Annotated in this window: 14 protein-coding genes; 3 read left to right on the forward strand and 11 right to left on the reverse strand. The window is 70.6% G+C overall.

The features are described 5' to 3' along the window. Positions 1-55 precede the first annotated feature (55 nt). The 6 genes from AB0B96_RS08165 to AB0B96_RS08190 all read right to left on the reverse strand — a co-directional run bounded on the left by AB0B96_RS08165 (position 56) and on the right by AB0B96_RS08190 (position 6043). On the reverse strand, positions 56-1030 hold the full coding sequence (locus AB0B96_RS08165; protein WP_362897178.1) for a substrate-binding domain-containing protein: 975 nt from the start codon (positions 1028-1030) through the stop codon (positions 56-58). A gap of 110 nt (positions 1031-1140) precedes the next feature. After that, positions 1141-2190, reverse strand: a complete 1050-nt coding sequence (locus AB0B96_RS08170; protein WP_362897179.1) for an ABC transporter permease — start codon at positions 2188-2190, stop codon at positions 1141-1143. After that, complete coding sequence (locus tag AB0B96_RS08175) at positions 2187-3707, reverse strand: sugar ABC transporter ATP-binding protein (RefSeq protein WP_362897180.1); 1521 nt, start codon at positions 3705-3707, stop codon at positions 2187-2189. The genes AB0B96_RS08170 and AB0B96_RS08175 overlap by 4 nt, the downstream gene beginning before the upstream one ends. A 43-nt stretch (positions 3708-3750) precedes the next feature. After that, complete coding sequence (locus tag AB0B96_RS08180; RefSeq protein ID WP_362897181.1) at positions 3751-3882, reverse strand: hypothetical protein; 132 nt, start codon at positions 3880-3882, stop codon at positions 3751-3753. Next, positions 3883-4857, reverse strand: coding sequence for an alpha/beta hydrolase (locus tag AB0B96_RS08185; protein ID WP_362897182.1), 975 nt, complete (start codon positions 4855-4857; stop codon positions 3883-3885). 229 nt (positions 4858-5086) lie between these two features. Continuing rightward, positions 5087-6043 carry a PDR/VanB family oxidoreductase gene (locus tag AB0B96_RS08190; RefSeq protein ID WP_362897183.1) on the reverse strand — a complete coding sequence of 319 codons (957 nt, stop codon included), beginning with the start codon at positions 6041-6043 and terminating at the stop codon, positions 5087-5089. Positions 6044-6234: 191 nt separating this feature from the next. Between AB0B96_RS08190 and AB0B96_RS08195 the strand changes: the two genes are divergently transcribed. Both AB0B96_RS08195 and AB0B96_RS08200 read left to right on the forward strand, forming a co-directional pair. Further along, positions 6235-7407: a Rieske 2Fe-2S domain-containing protein gene (locus tag AB0B96_RS08195; RefSeq protein ID WP_362897184.1), complete on the forward strand. Its 1173-nt coding sequence runs from the start codon at positions 6235-6237 to the stop codon at positions 7405-7407. Positions 7408-7481: 74 nt separating this feature from the next. Next, on the forward strand, positions 7482-8177 hold the full coding sequence (locus AB0B96_RS08200; RefSeq protein WP_362897185.1) for a TetR/AcrR family transcriptional regulator C-terminal domain-containing protein: 696 nt from the start codon (positions 7482-7484) through the stop codon (positions 8175-8177). A 104-nt stretch (positions 8178-8281) separates the two neighbouring features. Here the strand turns inward: AB0B96_RS08200 and AB0B96_RS08205 are convergent, their stop codons facing one another. Beyond that, a complete protein-coding gene (locus AB0B96_RS08205) occupies positions 8282-10000 on the reverse strand; it encodes a right-handed parallel beta-helix repeat-containing protein (protein WP_362897186.1) in 1719 nt (572 codons plus the stop codon). A gap of 85 nt (positions 10001-10085) precedes the next feature. Here AB0B96_RS08205 and AB0B96_RS08210 point away from each other — a divergent pair, with 85 nt between their 5' ends. Then, positions 10086-11081, forward strand: coding sequence for a TetR/AcrR family transcriptional regulator (locus AB0B96_RS08210; protein WP_362897187.1), 996 nt, complete (start codon positions 10086-10088; stop codon positions 11079-11081). A 203-nt stretch (positions 11082-11284) separates the two neighbouring features. Here AB0B96_RS08210 and AB0B96_RS08215 read toward each other — a convergent pair whose 3' ends face one another. The 4 genes from AB0B96_RS08215 to AB0B96_RS08230 all read right to left on the reverse strand — a co-directional run bounded on the left by AB0B96_RS08215 (position 11285) and on the right by AB0B96_RS08230 (position 15036). Beyond that, complete coding sequence (locus AB0B96_RS08215) at positions 11285-12394, reverse strand: LLM class flavin-dependent oxidoreductase (protein WP_362897188.1); 1110 nt, start codon at positions 12392-12394, stop codon at positions 11285-11287. A gap of 28 nt (positions 12395-12422) precedes the next feature. Further along, positions 12423-13421: an ABC transporter substrate-binding protein gene (locus AB0B96_RS08220; RefSeq protein WP_362897189.1), complete on the reverse strand. Its 999-nt coding sequence runs from the start codon at positions 13419-13421 to the stop codon at positions 12423-12425. Beyond that, entirely contained in the window at positions 13418-14116 is a 699-nt protein-coding gene (locus tag AB0B96_RS08225) for an ABC transporter ATP-binding protein (protein ID WP_362897190.1), read from the reverse strand. Before AB0B96_RS08225 ends, AB0B96_RS08220 begins: the two co-directional genes overlap by 4 nt. Before the next feature lie 131 nt (positions 14117-14247). Further along, positions 14248-15036, reverse strand: coding sequence for an ABC transporter permease subunit (locus AB0B96_RS08230; RefSeq protein ID WP_350948387.1), 789 nt, complete (start codon positions 15034-15036; stop codon positions 14248-14250). Positions 15037-15192: the final 156 nt, after the last annotated feature.

Here is a 15192-nt window from a genome sequence, read left to right on the forward strand (position 1 = left end):
CTTTCGCGCCTTTCGTGGGGTCTTCGTGAGGAGGCCGCGCCGTCATGGGCCGCCGCTACTCCAGGTCGGCCTCGGTGAGCTGGTCGGCGTTGGTCTTGTCGAACGGCAGGGTCTCGATGGTCACCATGTCGGGGACCTCCTTGCCGTCGAGCTTGTCGACCATGCTCTGCAGGGACTTGGCCCCCCACTTCTGCGGCTGCAGGCCGATCTCGAACCCGAGCTGTCCCTTGCGGACCATCTCCAGCGTGGACGGGATGCCGTCGAAGCCGGTCACGGTGACCTTGCCGGTCAGTCCCGCCTCGTTGACGGCCTGGATCACACCGCCGACGAAGTCGTCGAGGTTGGCGTACACGACGGCGGCGTCGGGCACGGCCGACAGGGAGGCCTTCGTCGCCTCCAGCCCCTTCTCCGTGGTCATCTCGTTCAGGTTGACCTCGTGCGCGACGCTCATGTCCGGGCAGGCGGCCGATCCGACGACCTCCTTGTACGCCTTGGTCATCTCCTGCACGTACGGCGCGGCCGAGGGGCCCTTGATCATGATGATCTTGCCCTTGCCGACGTTCTTGCACGTCCACTCGGCGATCTCGGTGCCGGACTTGCCCCAGTCGTTGCCGATGAAGGCCGCCCGGCTGGAGGGGTCCGCGACGTCGCGGGCGACGGTCATCACCGGGATGCTCGCGGCCTTGGCGTCGGCGAGGGGCGTCACGACCGCCTTGGCGTCGATCGCCGAGACGAGGATGCCGTCGACACCCTTGGCGATCAGGTCGTTGATGTCGTTCGCCTGCTTGAGCGGGTCGCCGTTCGCGTCGGTGAAGATCACCTTGACGCCGAGCTTCTCGGCCTCGGCCTCGATGCCCTTCTGGATTCCGGCGTACAGGGCGATGCGGGGAGCGGCGAAGCTGACGCCGATGGTCCTGGCGTCGGCCTTGGTCGCCCCTTCGGTGGCCGGGTCGGACGCCGAGGCGGAACAGGCGGTGGCGAGGCCCGCGCAGAGCGCGAGGGCCACAACGGGTGTCTTCCGGAATTTCATGGTCCCCTCCAGGGGGTTCGGTCGGCCGGCGAGGTCTCAGCCGTGAGGATCGGCCGGCGTGGTACGGGGGTGAGGAGGGCGGGACGTCTGGTCAGAGGGTGGGCGAAGGATCAGACGGCGGCGGGGGTGCCCCTCGCCGCGTCGGGCTTTCCTGCGGAGGGCGGCTCGGCCGGGCGTGACCTCCTGACCGGTGAGAGGCGGCGCAGCAGCTCCGCCGACATGGCGAGGATGAAGACGAGCCCGACGGCGACCGCCTGCCAGGCGTCACCGACTCCGAGCAGGTTGAGCCCGTTCTGGATGACCGAGATGACGAGCACGCCGAGCAGCGTGCGCCACATCGAGGCCTTTCCGCCGTGCAGTGCGCTGCCCCCCAGCACCACCGCGGCGACCGAGAAGAGCTCCAGTTCGCCACCGACGGTCGGCTGGGCCGACTGCAGGCGGGCGGTGATGGCCGCACCTGCGACGGCCGCGAACACCCCGGCGATGACGAAGGTCATCACGGTGGTGCGGTCGACCCGCAGCCCGGCCAGCCTGGCCGCCTCACGGTTACCGCCGGTCGACAGCACCCGCAGGCCGAAAGGGCTCACGCTGAGCAGGAACAGGGAGATCGCGAAACAGGCCACCATCAGCCAGACGATCCAGGGGACGCCCAGCGGACGGCCGACGCCGAAGCCCGCGATCGAGGGGGGCAGACCGCCGACGGACTCCGAGTTCGAGGCGATCAGCGTCACGCCGGTGGCCACCACCGAGGTGCCCAGCGTGATCATGAACGGATGGACCCTGAGCCAGATCACCAGGAGACCGTTGAGCAGGCCGAACAGCACCCCGGTGACGGCCGCGGCGAGCAGCCCCAGCAGGATGTTCTGGGTCGCGGCCATCACCAGCGCGGCCACCACCCCGTGCAGCGCCACCTGCGCGCCGATGGACAGGTCGAAACCGCCTCCAGCGATCACGAACGTCTGGCCGAACGAGACGATCGCGAGGATCGCCATCGCGGTCAGGACGTTGAGGATGTTCCCCTTGCTGAGAAAGGAGCTCGTGGACATCGTCAGTACGACGACGAGAGCCACGAGCAGCAGCGGGATGAACGCGTCCTCCAGCGCCGGGCGGGGACGGCCGCGTCGCGCGGCCCGCGTGGCGGATACCGGGTTCCCGGTCACGATTCACGACCTTCCGAGTTTGTGCCCAGACACGCCGCCATCAGGTCGGCGTGGGGGGCGTTTCCCGCCAGTTCCGCGACCAGCCGGCCGCGCCGGAACGCCACGAACCGATCGGTGATGGAACGGAACTCGTCGCTCTCCAGAGCCACGACGACGACGCAGCCGCGCTCGTCCGCGAAGCGGCGGAGCTGGTGCATCACGTTCTGCTTGGCACCGATGTCGATGCCGTGGGTCGGCTCCTCGACGATGAGCACCCGTGCCCCCGCCGCCAGCCAGCGGGCGATGAGGACCTTCTGCTGGTTGCCGCCCGACATCAGGCCCGCCTGGAAGGCCGGGTCGGCCGGGCGGACGTCCAGGTCCTCGATGAGCCGCTCGGCCGTGCGGCGGATCTTCCGCCGGTCGAGCATCCCGAACCGGCTGAACCTGCGGATGTCTCCGAGCGCGATGTTGCGCTCCACGCTCAGCATCGGCTGGATGCCGTCCCGTTTGCGCTCCTCGGGGACGAAGCCGACCGCGGCGGCCACCGCCTGCCTGCGGTTGTGCGGGCGCAGGAGCCTGCCGGCGATCCGCACGCCGCCGCTGTCCGGCCGCGTCGCGCCGGAGAGCATCCGCGCGTACCGCCCGGCACCGGAGCCGAGCAGGCCGGTCAGCGTCACGACCTCGCGATGGCGCAGCGTGATCGCGGCCGGGGCGATGTCCGCACCGCCCAGCTCGGCCTCGACCAGCGGGTCGCCCGCCTCGTGGGGAGCGCGGTCGGGGGCGTTGGCGAGCTGCTGTCCCGCGACCAGCTCGGCGAGAAGGTGCGGGGTGGCCTCACCCCCGGCGAGCCGGGCGACGATCCGGCCGTCGCGCAGGGCCGTGATCCGGTCGCAGCTTTCGAGGACCTCGTCCAGGTTGTGACTGACGAACAGGATGGCGAGGCCGTCGGCGGCCAGGCCGCGGATCAGCGTGGTGATCCTTCGGGCCTGCCTGGCCTCCAGGGCCGCGGTGGGTTCGTCCAGGATGAGCAGCCTGGGCTCCGAGCGCAGCGCGCGGGCCACCTGCAGCAGCTTCTTCTCGGCCAGGTCGAGGGTGCCCGCGAGACGGCCGGGATCGATCGTGAGGCCGAGGGACTCCAGCAGACGCGCCGCCTCGGCGCGGTCGGCGCGACGGTCCCGCAGGCTCAGTCCCGCCGCTCCCCTCAGGTTGGGGCGGGAGATCACCACGTTGTCGGCCACCGACAGATCGGGAAAGAGCTGCGTCTCCTGGTGGATGACGGTGATGCCCGCCCGCTCGGCCTGGGCGGGCAGGGTGAAGGAGACGGGGTCGCCCGCGACGGCCAGCGTTCCCTCGTCGGGCGTGATCGCACCGCACAACACCTTGATCAGGGTCGACTTGCCCGCCCCGTTGGAACCGATCAGGCCGTGGACCTCACCGGCGGCCAGGCCGAGATCGACCTCGCTCAGCGCGGTGAACGCGCCGAACCTCTTGGTGATCCCGATCGCGCGCACCGCCGGGGTGGTGGAGGGGGAGGTCACCGCCCACCTCCCACGTCCGTGAGGGCTGGCTGGATCGGCGGGATCATCGCCCGCGCTCCGTGTACAGGGCCGTACCGGTCGCCCGGATCAGCCAGGCTCTCAGGGCACGGCGCACCCGCGGGATTCCCAGTACCGCGGTGAGCAGCATCACGGTGATCAGGACAGGGCGTCGCATTCAGTTACCTCCAGGAATCGGCACGGCGGGTGCGGGGGGCAGCACGGGGGGCACGGTCGAAGAGCGCGGGTGAGACTCACGGTCGGGAAGGGAGGTCAGGAACGCCGCGGCCCGCTCCGCGTACTCGGCGGGGCGCTCCTCCTGCGGGTGGTGCGCGGTCCCGGGTACGACCTCCAGCCGGGCGTCGGCGAGCAGCCCCAGAAGGTGTCGCGCGTAGTCCAGACCGGCGAAGGCGTCGTGTTCCCCCCACAGCAGCAGGACGGGCGAGGTCACCCGTGCCAGGTCGGGGCCCAGGTCCTCGGCGGCACCGCGGGCCTCGGTCGCGGTGCCGAGGGCGAGCGCGCCGGGATCGACGCTGTTGCGGTAGCGCTCCGCCACCGTCTCCTCCGGCACCCCGGATGGATCGGTCCACTCGTAGCGGGCGATGAGCTCGCGCATCTTCGCGCGGGTCGGGCCCACACCGCCGTAGTAGTCCTCGCGCAGGCGGGGGCCTCGCGCGTCTCCCGCCCCGGGAGCGGGCCGGGCCGTCGGCCGGCTGCCGGTGACGACGAGACGGCCGACCGACTCGGGATGGTCGGCGGCCAGGCGCAGGGCCACTCCGCCGCCGAGCGACTGGCACACGAAGTCGGCGCGCGTCACGCCGAGCGTGTCGAGCAGCCCGCGCACGTGGGCGGCGTGGAAACCGAACAGGGGAGCCGTGATCGGTGGTTTGTCCGAGTCGCCGTACTGCGGAAGGTCGACGAGGATCAACCTGCGACCGGGGGTGAGCGCGTCCACGACCGGGGCGAAGTCGGTCCACGCCGAACAGCCGGGTCCGCCTCCGTGCAGGAACACCGTCGGCGTGCCGGTCCCGGCCGAGCGCACGTGCAGACCGAGCCCACCGACCGAGTACCGCCGACGCTCCCACACCGTCGCGGGGGCGTCGGAGGGCGGTGGCTGCGGCTCGGCGGCCGGCGCTGAATCTTCTTCGGACATCACAGAACTCCGTAGCGAGTGGACTCGAACCGGCTCGTTGACCCGGAGGAGGGACACCGGGCCGGGACCGTACGGTTCCGGACCAGGCATCTGCCGACAGAATCACAGGCAAGCAGTTTGCGTACTATGTACACTACTTTGCACTCCGGTCAATGACATTCTTCTTTTTGGTCATGTCCGAAACGCAATGTTTACCTGGCGGGGGCGCCGGAGACCCGGCACGAAGTGATCAGAGATCGAGCACGAGACGGCCGGAGAACGCGCGCGAGACGCAGGGCATCATCGTGGTGCCCGAGGCCCGCTCCTGGGCGGTGAGCAGCGAGTCGCGATGGTCGGGCTCACCCTCGACGACCTTGGTCTCGCAGCTGCCGCAGATGCCCTCACGGCAGGCACTCGCCACCCAGACACCCGCCGCCTCCAGCGCGTCGATGATGGGCTCGTCCCGCGGCACCGTCACCACGACACCCGACTGCCGGCACTCCACCTCGAACTCCCGCTCCGCACCGGCGTCGGTCTCCGCGCGCGGCGCGGCGGCGAAGCGCTCGACGTGCAGGCTGCCCTCCGGCCAGGCCGCGCACGCCTCCTCGACCGCCGCCAGCAGCCCTTCGGGGCCGCAGCAGTACACGGCGGTGGCCGCGTCCGGCGTCCCGAGCAGCGCCTTGAGGTCCATCCGGCCCAGCTCGTCCTCGGGAAGCAGCGTGACGGCGTCCCCGTAGGCGGCCAGCTCCGCCTGGAACGCCATCGACGCGCGCCGCCGCCCTCCGTAGGCGAGCCGCCACGGAACACCGGCGGCCTCGACGGCGGCGATCATGGGAAGCAGGGGGGTGATGCCGATCCCCCCGGCGACGAACAGGTACCGCTCGGCGGTCACCAGCGGGAAGCGGTTGCGGGGGCCGCGTACCGTGACCAGATCACCGGGCCGCAGCCTCTCGTGCACGTGGGCGGACCCGCCCCGGCTGTCCGGGTCGCGCAGCACCGCGATCCGGTACCTCAGGGAGTCTTCCGGCGTTCCGCAGAGCGAGTAGTGCCGCGGCAGGCCGCCGAGCTCCAACTCCAGGTGGGCGCCCTGCTCCCACCCCGGCAGCGGGCCGCCGCCCGGGTCTTCGAGGATCACCGAGAGCACCCCCTCGGACTCCAGGGTCATCGTCCGCACCAGCAGGTCCATCGTGGTCCCGCCCTCGTCCATCGACCGTCTCCCATCGTGTCCCCAGCGGCGTGCTTGCGTGCTCGTACTATGTACGGTGCTAAGCACGAGGTCAAGGAGAAGCGGGTATTGACAATGGTCAGCGCTTCGTACAATGTACGAGACATTGTCCACATGAGCCGTCACCGTCAGGCGGGGACATCGTCAGCCGACACCTGAGCACGGAGGCCAGATTGACCACGCGCAGCAACCCGGCGGAATCCACCGGCGCCAGGCCGGAGCGGCAGCCCCCGGGCCAGGACTGGTCGTCCTGGCCGATCTACGAGAGCGCCTCCCTCGGGTTCCGCGACCACTGGTACCCGGTCCTGTGGGAGGAACAGATCGGCCGCAAGCCGGTCCCCGTCACGCTCCTGGGCGAGCGGGTCGTGCTCGTCCGGCAGGACGGCAAAATCCACGCCCTGCACGACCGCTGTCCGCACCGCGGCGTTCCGCTCTCGCTCGGCCGCCGGCAGTTTCCCGGCACGATCAGCTGCCCGTACCACGGCTGGACCTACGACCTCTCCGACGGCAAGCTCTGCGGGGTCCTCACCGACGGCCCCGAGTCCCCCATCCGCGGGCGCGTCTCGGTGCGCACCTACCCCGTCGAGCAGCGCTTCGGCCTCGTCTGGGTCTACATCGGCGACGGCGAGCCGCATCCCCTCGACGACGACCTGCCCGAGGAACTGCGCGACAACTCCTTCGTCCTCGGTGGCCGCACCGAGGTGCGCAAGGGCAACTGGCGCTTCGCCGCCGAGAACGGCTTCGACGAGGGGCACGCGAAATACCTGCACAACACCGCGCTGTGGCGACTGTTCAAGGTGATGCCCGCCTGGAACAAGACCAAGGTCGTCAACCGCGACAAGTGGATCGTCCGGGTGCAGGAGGAGGTGCACTGGGAGGCCGAGATGCCCGGCCTCGGCCTGTGGACCAACAAGCGCTGGTGGAAGCGGATGCCGCTGCCCGACGCCCCCGGCAAGGCGAAGGACGTCAACCCGGTCATCGCGTCACTGGACCTGCCGGGCTTCGTCTCGATCAGGTTGCCCGGCATCCTGCGCGTGGCCTACCCGAACTTCATCCACTACGAGTGGTACGTGCCCGTCGACGAGGACCACGTGCGGTACGTGCAGCTCATGGTGCGCTTCGAGACCGGCCTGAAGGCGCAGGCGTTCAAGCTCAAGTATCTGGCCGCGGTCCGCTGGCTGTTCCACGGCCAGTTCACCGCCCAGGACGCCTGGATGGTCGACGTGATGGACGCCCCCCCGGAGAAGCTCTACCGGCCTGACCTGTCGATCACCGCCTGGCGCCGCCTGGTCGAGCGGAGTTCCCCGAAGGTCCAGCCGACGGAGGCCCTGGACAACAAACGGTGATCCCGGTGATTCTCGATCGGGTATGTCGTGCGCGGTAATGTGCCGCGTACCGAGGCAACGACGGAGGGACACCGATGATCGCACGAGGGGGTACGCGCGGCCGGGAGGCCGGCCGCGCGCTGACCCGTCAGCAGATCGTCGACGCCGCGGTCCGCATCGGTGACATCGAAAGCCTCGACACGCTGACCATACGACGGCTCGCCACCGAGCTCGGCGTCGGCACCATGACGTTGTACAGCTATTTCCGCAGCAAGGACGAAATCCTCGACGCGATGGCGGACGACGTCCTCGGCCGTATCCGGCTCCCGCAGGTCGATCCGGGCGACCCCGAGGCCCTGCTGGTCGCCTGCGGCATGGCCTTCCGCGACATGATGCGGACCCATCCGTGCGTGGTGCGCCTGCTGTCGACACGGGTCAACACGAGCCACGCCTCACTCGCGGGGTCGATGGAGGGAGTGCTCGCCCTGCTGCGCGCGGCGGGGCTGTCCGACCGGCTCACCGTCCAGGCGTACGGGTTGCTCATCACCTACGCGCTCGGCTTCTCCAGCTACCAGGCTCCCCGGGTGTGGGGGCACTCGGGCGGGGAGGACGCCGAGGAGCTACGCCGCCGGCGCCGTCACTTCTACGCCGGCCTGCCCGCCGACCGGTTTCCCACCGTGGTCGACCTGTCGGAAGAGCTGACGACGCTGCCGTCGGACGACCAGTTCGCCCGCGGCCTGCGACTCCTGGCCCACTCCCTCGTCGCCGAGATGTCCACCGCCTCGCCCTGAGGAACCCCTCGGCGGCCTCAGGAGAACGAGGCCGGTCCTCCCGAACCTGTCCGGCCGACCCCCGCGCCTCGCACGCCGCCTGTCCCCTCACGGTCTCCCGGCGGTCACCGGCCCAGCAGGTGGGCGTAGCCGGGCTCCAGGCCGGCCCGCGCGGCGATCTCCGCCGTACGGACCTCGAAGTCCTTCTCGTCGGTGAGTGTCGCGTTGTCCTCCAGTGTGACGCCCTGCGGTGGGTCGTCCCAGCCCACGGGGTCGGCGTCCCAGACGTTGCCCCGGAAGACGACATTCTCCAGCGGTGGCCATGCCTGCAGGGTGGCGGTGTTGTCGGCGCGCTGGACGGCGTTGTCCTCGACGGTGACCCAGGCGGCGCCGTAGTCGGTGTAGAGCGCGAAGTTGTAAGGCGTGAGCGTGTCGCGCACGATGTTGCCTCGGATCACCGCGCCGTTGTCGTGGGAGTCGCCCTGCGGGCCCGACAGGTAAATGCCGCCGCCGTCGGCCAGCACCTTCAGCGTGTTGAAGGTGAGGTTGCGCAGGATCCGGGTGCTCTTGCCGACGCCGGCCACGATGCCGCAGTGCGGGACGTCGTTCACCTGGTTGTGCGCGATCGTGGAGTCCTCGCTCGCGGTCACCGCGATGCCGGGCGAGCCGGAGTACTCCAGGCCGACGTCGTGGATCCAGTTGTTCTCGACCGTGACGTCACGGCTCCCGCTGATCGAGATCCCGCCGCCGCAGATGCCCTCGAACACGTTGCCCCGCACCAGGATGCCGGTGCTGTCGCCGGAGAACCGCAGGGCCGTGGCGCCCAGCCTGGTGAAGCGGCAGCCTTCGACCGAGACACCTCCCGCACCCTCGAACACGACGTTCGCCGGGATCTCCAGCGACTCCCCGGGGACCATCACCCACGCTCCCTCGCCGAACGACACCTTCTCGATCGGTCCGCCGTCGTAGTAGCCGGTGCCGTGGTAGTGCAGGAACCCCTCGGGGCGGCTCGGTCGCATCCAGGTGGCGTCGGCGAAGGTGATGCCCAGGAAGGCGACGTCACGGGCGCGGGTGACGTTGACCAACTCCTCCAGCACGGGCGCGACGACCTCCGTCCGCCCGGGGTCCTCGCCGGGGCGCGGCCGGTAGCGCAGGACGTGGCGGCCGGGGCGGGACCTGTCGAGGGCGAAGGTGCCTGGCTCGGTCAGGAAGCCCACGCCGTTCTCCACCCGGGTCGGCAGGCCGGGGCCGTGGAATTCGATGCCCGCCCACGGGACGACCGAGTTGTAGAGGTCGATCGCCCAGCCGAAGGCGGGCTGGGCCATGGTGATGACGGTCGAGTGCTCGTCACCCTCGACGGCGGCGACACCGAGGCGGGCCTCGGTCCACGGGTAGACACCGCGCAGGACGAACTCGACGTCGCCGGGGTTTTCCCAGCCCTGTGGGGCCGTGCTGTCGGTGACGTAACCCGTGTCGGTTCTGGTGACGTTCCCGGGAATCGCGTCGATCGCGGCCCGTTCGGCCCTGCGTCCGTCGACGTGGATCTGCCGGGTGTCGAGGTCGCCGACCTCGGCCAGCCACACGCCGTCCCGCTCCTGCCAGCCGGTGATCACCCTGCCCCCGCTGATGACGGCCTCGCCTGCGGCCCGGTAGGTCACGCCCGAGTCGGCCTCGGTGAGCCGGAAGGTTTCGGTGAGCCTGTGGGTGCCCGCCAGCAGGTTGACCACGGTGCCGGCGCCGGTGCCGCGTGCCAGGTCACGGGCGCGGGCGAGGCTCGCGAGGGGTTGTCTTTGGGTGCCGGGCCAGGCGTCGTCGCCGGACGGGGAGACGTAGAGCTCACTCAAGGAACACTCCTCGTTTATAATGTAAACAGCGTTATACAGCATAAACAGATATTGGGTCCAAGCGTCAAGCCGGAAGGAGAACGGGGTGGCCGTCGAGGAGGGTCCCGACCGGACGGTCGAACTGCTGTGGCGAAAGCCGCGGGACGCCGCGCCGAGACAGGGGCTGAGCGTCGACGCGATCGTGCGCGCGGCCGTCGAGATCGCCGACGCCGACGGGATCGAGGCGCTGTCCATGCGCCGGGTCGGCGAACGGCTCGGCTTCACCAGCATGTCGCTCTACCGGCATGTGCCGGGCAAGGCGCAGCTCGTCGAGTTGATGTGCGACGCGGTGCTGGCCGACACCACGCCGGATGCCGCGCCGGGCACGGGTGACGCGGGGAGCACGTCAGGCGGGGCGGACACGACGGAAGCAGCGGAGACGACGGAGGCGGCGACGGGCGAGGACGTCGCGACGGCGGGAACCTCGGCGAGCGCGACGTACGGGTGGCGCGAGGCGCTCGAGGGATGGGCGCGGCGCGGCTGGGCTCTGCGCCTGCGCCACCCCTGGCTGGCCGGGGCGCGCGACAGCCGGCACATCCCGGGACCGAACTCCGTCGCCAACTTCGAGTACGCGCTCAGCACCGTGGCGAAGAGCGGCCTGAAGCCCGCCGAGATGGTCGCCGTGGTGGGCCTCGTCGGCCGGTTCGTGGACAGCGAGGCGGCGAGGGCCGCGGAGATCGCCAGGGTCGAGCGGCACACCGGGGTCTCCGAGGAGGAGTGGTGGGGAGCCAGGCAGTCCCTGTACGAGAACCTCCACCGCTATCCCACGCTGACCCACATCTGGGAGGCGGGCGGTTACGACGAGCCGGAGGACTCCTTCGAGTTCGGCCTGCGGCGCGTGCTGGACGGCGTCGAGGCCCTGATTCGTGAGCGTGATGCAATGCGTGACGAAAGAGCCCTGTGCGTGATGTGCGGAACGACCCTGGACCGGGCCGAGGCGGGCCGCCCGCGCGCCTACTGCTCGCGGGCCTGCCAGCAACGCGCCTACCGCAGGCGCCACCGCTCCACACAGCGACCTGGCGACCCGCCGGACCGCACCTGACCCGCTCGAACGGGTCCTCACCGAACGGGGCCCTGCCGGTCACCTCCCGAGGTCCGGCCGGGCCGGGGTCCAGCCGAGCGGGTTTCAGCCGGGGTCCGGCCCGGGCCGGTTTCAGACCGGCCACCTCCAGCCGGTCGCGTTCCGGCGGAGCGGCCCCGGTCGGCGAACCCGGTCGGCGAACCCGGCCTCGACCGCCCTCGCGCTCACCTCGGCGCGGATGCGGCGGCGAACCGGGAAAGCACGTTCTCACCGAACCAGTACGACTCCTCCAGATGGGGGTAGCCGGACAGGACGAACTCCTCGATGCCGAGCGAGGCGTACTCCTCGATCCGCTCGGCGACCTGGGAGTGGCTGCCCACCAGCGCGGTCCCGGCGCCGCCCCTGACGAGACCGACCCCGGCCCAGAGGTTCGGATGGATCTCCAGGTCGCGGGCACTGCCACCGGTGAAGCCCTCGTGCAGTTCCAGCATGCGCTTCTGGCCAACCGACTCGCTACGGCCCAGCAGCTTCCTGGCCGAGACGATGTCTGCCGGGTCGATGGCGGCCAGCAGTCGTTCCGCCTCAGCCCAGGCGTCGCGCTCGGTGTCGCGGGTGATCACGTGCAGCCGGATCCCGAAACGGAGCTCGCGGCCCTGCTCCTCGGCCAGCCCGCGGATCCACTCGATCTTCCTCGCGACCTGTTCCGGTGGCTCGCCCCAGGTGAGGTAGACGTCCACGTGCCTGGCCGCGACCGGTCCCGCCGCCGTCGAGGAGCCGCCGAAGTAGATCTCCGGGACGGGGTCGGGCGTCTCGGAGACCATCGCACCCTCGACGCGGTAGTGCGTGCCGTCGAAGTCGTACGGGGTGCCGCTCCACGCGCCGCGCACGATCGAGAGGAACTCGTCGGTGCGCTCGTAGCGTTCGTCCTTGGACAGGTGGTCGCCGAACCTGGCCTGCTCGACGGTCTCCCCGCCGGTCACCACGTTGAGCAGGAGCCTGCCGCGCGAGAGCCGCTGGTAGGTGGCGGCCATCTGCGCGGCCAGCGTCGGGGACATGAAGCCCGGCCGGAACGCGACGAGAAATTTCAGCCGCTCGGTTTCGCGGGTCAGCGCGGCGGTGACCAGCCAGGCGTCCTCGCACCAGGTGCCGGTCGGGGTGAGGACGGCCTCGAAGCCGAGTTGCTCGGCGGAGCGGGCGACCTGCGCCAGGTATTCGATGTCCGGCGCGCGGAACGCCACCGCCTCGGAGCGTCCGTGCCCCCTGGCGAGGCCGTGGCCGCCCCCGGTGAGGACCCGGCTGTCACCGGCGGTGGGCAGGAACCAGTGGAACTTCATCGAGTGCCTCCGGGCCTCGGATGGGATGTCACGAGGGGTTCTCCAGGGTGGCGTCGAAGCGGGTGTCGACGACGTCGGCGAACGTGATGGACACCGGGATGAGCTTCTCCTCGCTGAAGGCGTCGGCCACGAGCTGCTCGCGTTCGACGACGTCCCCGGCGAGTTTGAGGTCCCGGTACGAACTGCGCTTGATCGCCGTGCCGACGATCCCCTGGTCCAGGCCGGTGAGCTCGGAGAAGACCTTGCTCCACTCGTCCTGGTGTTCGTTGGCCCACTGGTGCGCCTTGCGGATTCGCGCCACCCAGTCTCCCAGCGCCGCCGTGCGGGCCGGGTCGGCGAGGACGTCCTTGCCCGTGATCTGGAACTCGAAGCCGTTGGCGTAGCCCTCGCCGTCGACCAGGATGCGCGCCTTCGTCTGCGCCTCGGCCTGGGCGGTGTAGGGATCCCAGATGGCCCAGGCGTCGATCTTGCCGGAGGAGAGCGCGGCCAGGGCGTCCGGTGGCTGGAGATACTGGGGCTGGATGTCGCCGAAGCTCAGCCCTTCCTTCTTCAGCACGGCGAGCAGGTGGAAGTTCGCGGAACTGCCCTTGGCCACGGCGACGCGCTTACCGCGCAGGTCGGCCGGGGTCTTGATGGGCGAGTCCGCGGGGACGACGACGGCCTGGCCGCCGAGCCCCTTCTCGGCGACCGCGACGACGGAGATCTTCGCCCCCGCGGCGGCGGCGAAGACCGGCGGGGCGTTGCCCACCGCGCCGAAGTCCAGGGAACCGGCGTTGATGGCCTCCAGGATCGGCGGCCCCGAGGTGAACTGGGACCAGGTCACCTTGTACTTGACGTCGTCGAGCTGGCCGGCCGCGGTCAGCAGCGCCTGCAGACCCGTGCCCTTCTGGTCGCCGACGCGCAGCGTCACCTGGGACAGGTCGATCGAGCCGTCGGCCCGGACGCTCTGTTCCTCCCCCGCCCCGCAGGCCGCGGTGACGGTGAGGAGCAGCGCCGCGGCGATCAGGGCGGTGACACGACGTTTCATGCGGTTCCTTCCGGGGTGACGCCCAGCCGGTCGAGCAGGGTGGAGCGCAGTGCGATGAGGTCGGGGTGGTCGCGGTGGCGGGGCCGGGGCAGTTCGATCCGGGACTCGTGGGCGATGACGCCCCCGTCCAGCACCAGGACGCGGTCGGCCAGCAGCATGGCCTCGTCCACGTCGTGGGTGACGAGCAGGATGCCGGGGCGGTGCCTCTCCCACAGGTCGAGTACGAGGCGGTGGATGGTGATGCGGGTCAGCGCGTCCAGGGCGCTGAACGGCTCGTCGAGCAGGAGCAGACCGGGCTCGCGGACCAGTGCCCTGGCCAGGGAGGCCCGCTGGGCCTCCCCGCCCGACAGGGTGAGCGGCCAGGCGTCGCTCAGCCGGCCGAGACCGACCTCCTCCAGCGCGGCCCGCGCGGCGGCGTCCGGGTCGGGGGCGCGAAGACCGAGGGCGACGTTGGCCAGGACCCGCTTCCACGGCACGAGCCGGGGTTCCTGGAAGGCCACGGCGACGGTGCCTCCGACCTCGACCTCGCCCTCGGCACCGGGGTCGAGCCCCGCGAGCACCCGCAGGAGAGTCGACTTGCCGGAACCGCTGCGGCCGAGCAGGGCGACGAACTCGCCCCGGCCGATCTCCAGGTCGACCCCGTCGAGGACCCTTCGCCGCCCGAAGTCCCTGGTGAGACCCCTGACAGCCGCCACCGGAGCCGCCGTGGCGGGCCGGCTCTCGGTGCGGGACGACGCTTTCACGAAGGTCTGCGGCTCGGTCCGCAAAGGCGTCCTCGCCGGCGGCCGAGGATCAGTGCGCGAAGGCGTCTCCGTACGGAACAAGGTCAGCGTGACAGGAAATTCTGCCGCCATGACAGGGCCCTCCTCTCCAGCAGGCGCACCAGCGCGTCCGTCAGCAGGCCGAGGACCGCGTAGACGATCAGACCGACGACGACCACGTCGGTGCGCAGGAACTCCCGGGCGTTGTTGATCATGTATCCCAGTCCGGCGTCCGCGTTGATCTGCTCGGCCACGATCAGCGCCAGCCAGGCCACGCCCAGGCTCTGCCGCAGACCGACTAGCGTCTGGGCGAGCGCGCCCGGCAGGACGATGTGGGCGATCGTCTCGGTACGGCTCAGCCGCAGCACCCGGGCCACCTCGGCGAGTTTGCCGTCGACGCCGCGGATCCCGGAGAAGGTGTTGAGGTAGAGCGGGAAGAGCACACCGAGGGCGACCAGGGCCACCTTGGGGGTCTCCCCGATGCCGAACCACAGGATGAAGAGCGGGATCAGGCCGAACAGCGGAAGCGCTCGCAGCATCTGCAGCGGCGGGTCGACGGCGTTCTCACCGACGCGGCTGAGCCCGGCGACCAGGGCGAGGCCGACTCCGGCGACCGCGCCGAGGGTGAAGCCGATCGCGGCCCGCTGGAGCGAGACGGCGATCGCCTCGGGCAGGACCCCTTCCTGGACGAGCCCGGCGGCGGTGGTGAGGATCTTGGCGGGTGAGGCGAGGAGCCGTTCCTCGAGGAGTCCGGCGGTACTGGCGACCTGCCAGACGACGACGATGACCAGAGGACTGGCGAGACGCTGCCAGGCGGTGGCGGAGAGAAGGGGGACGCGTGACCGTGTTCGCACGGCCCGTTGTCGTATCCCCGCGTCGACGGCGGGAGCGGACACGGAAGACCTCACTCACGGCTGGGGGCTGGGTTCCCGCCCATCGTCCGGCAAATAACCCACAAAGTCAATCGGTAATACATGTTATTGCCGCCGGTGCGTCGCCGACCCCGAGGC

It is taken from the genome of Streptosporangium sp. NPDC049046, from assembly GCF_040649155.1.
In the GTDB taxonomy this organism is placed as follows: domain Bacteria; phylum Actinomycetota; class Actinomycetes; order Streptosporangiales; family Streptosporangiaceae; genus Streptosporangium.

Bases quoted from the DNA above. Each gene is read 5' to 3' on its own strand.
- AB0B96_RS08180 (WP_362897181.1), bottom strand. From the start codon at position 3,882: ATGCGACGCCCTGTCCTGATCACCGTGATGCTGCTCACCGCGGTACTG.
- AB0B96_RS08220 (WP_362897189.1), bottom strand. From the start codon at position 13,421: ATGAAACGTCGTGTCACCGCCCTGATCGCCGCGGCGCTGCTCCTCACC.
- AB0B96_RS08185 (WP_362897182.1), bottom strand. From the start codon at position 4,857: ATGTCCGAAGAAGATTCAGCGCCGGCCGCCGAGCCGCAGCCACCGCCC.
- AB0B96_RS08215 (WP_362897188.1), bottom strand. From the start codon at position 12,394: ATGAAGTTCCACTGGTTCCTGCCCACCGCCGGTGACAGCCGGGTCCTC.
- AB0B96_RS08190 (WP_362897183.1), bottom strand. From the start codon at position 6,043: ATGGACGAGGGCGGGACCACGATGGACCTGCTGGTGCGGACGATGACC.
- AB0B96_RS08165 (WP_362897178.1), bottom strand. From the start codon at position 1,030: ATGAAATTCCGGAAGACACCCGTTGTGGCCCTCGCGCTCTGCGCGGGC.
- AB0B96_RS08200 (WP_362897185.1), top strand. From the start codon at position 7,482: ATGATCGCACGAGGGGGTACGCGCGGCCGGGAGGCCGGCCGCGCGCTG.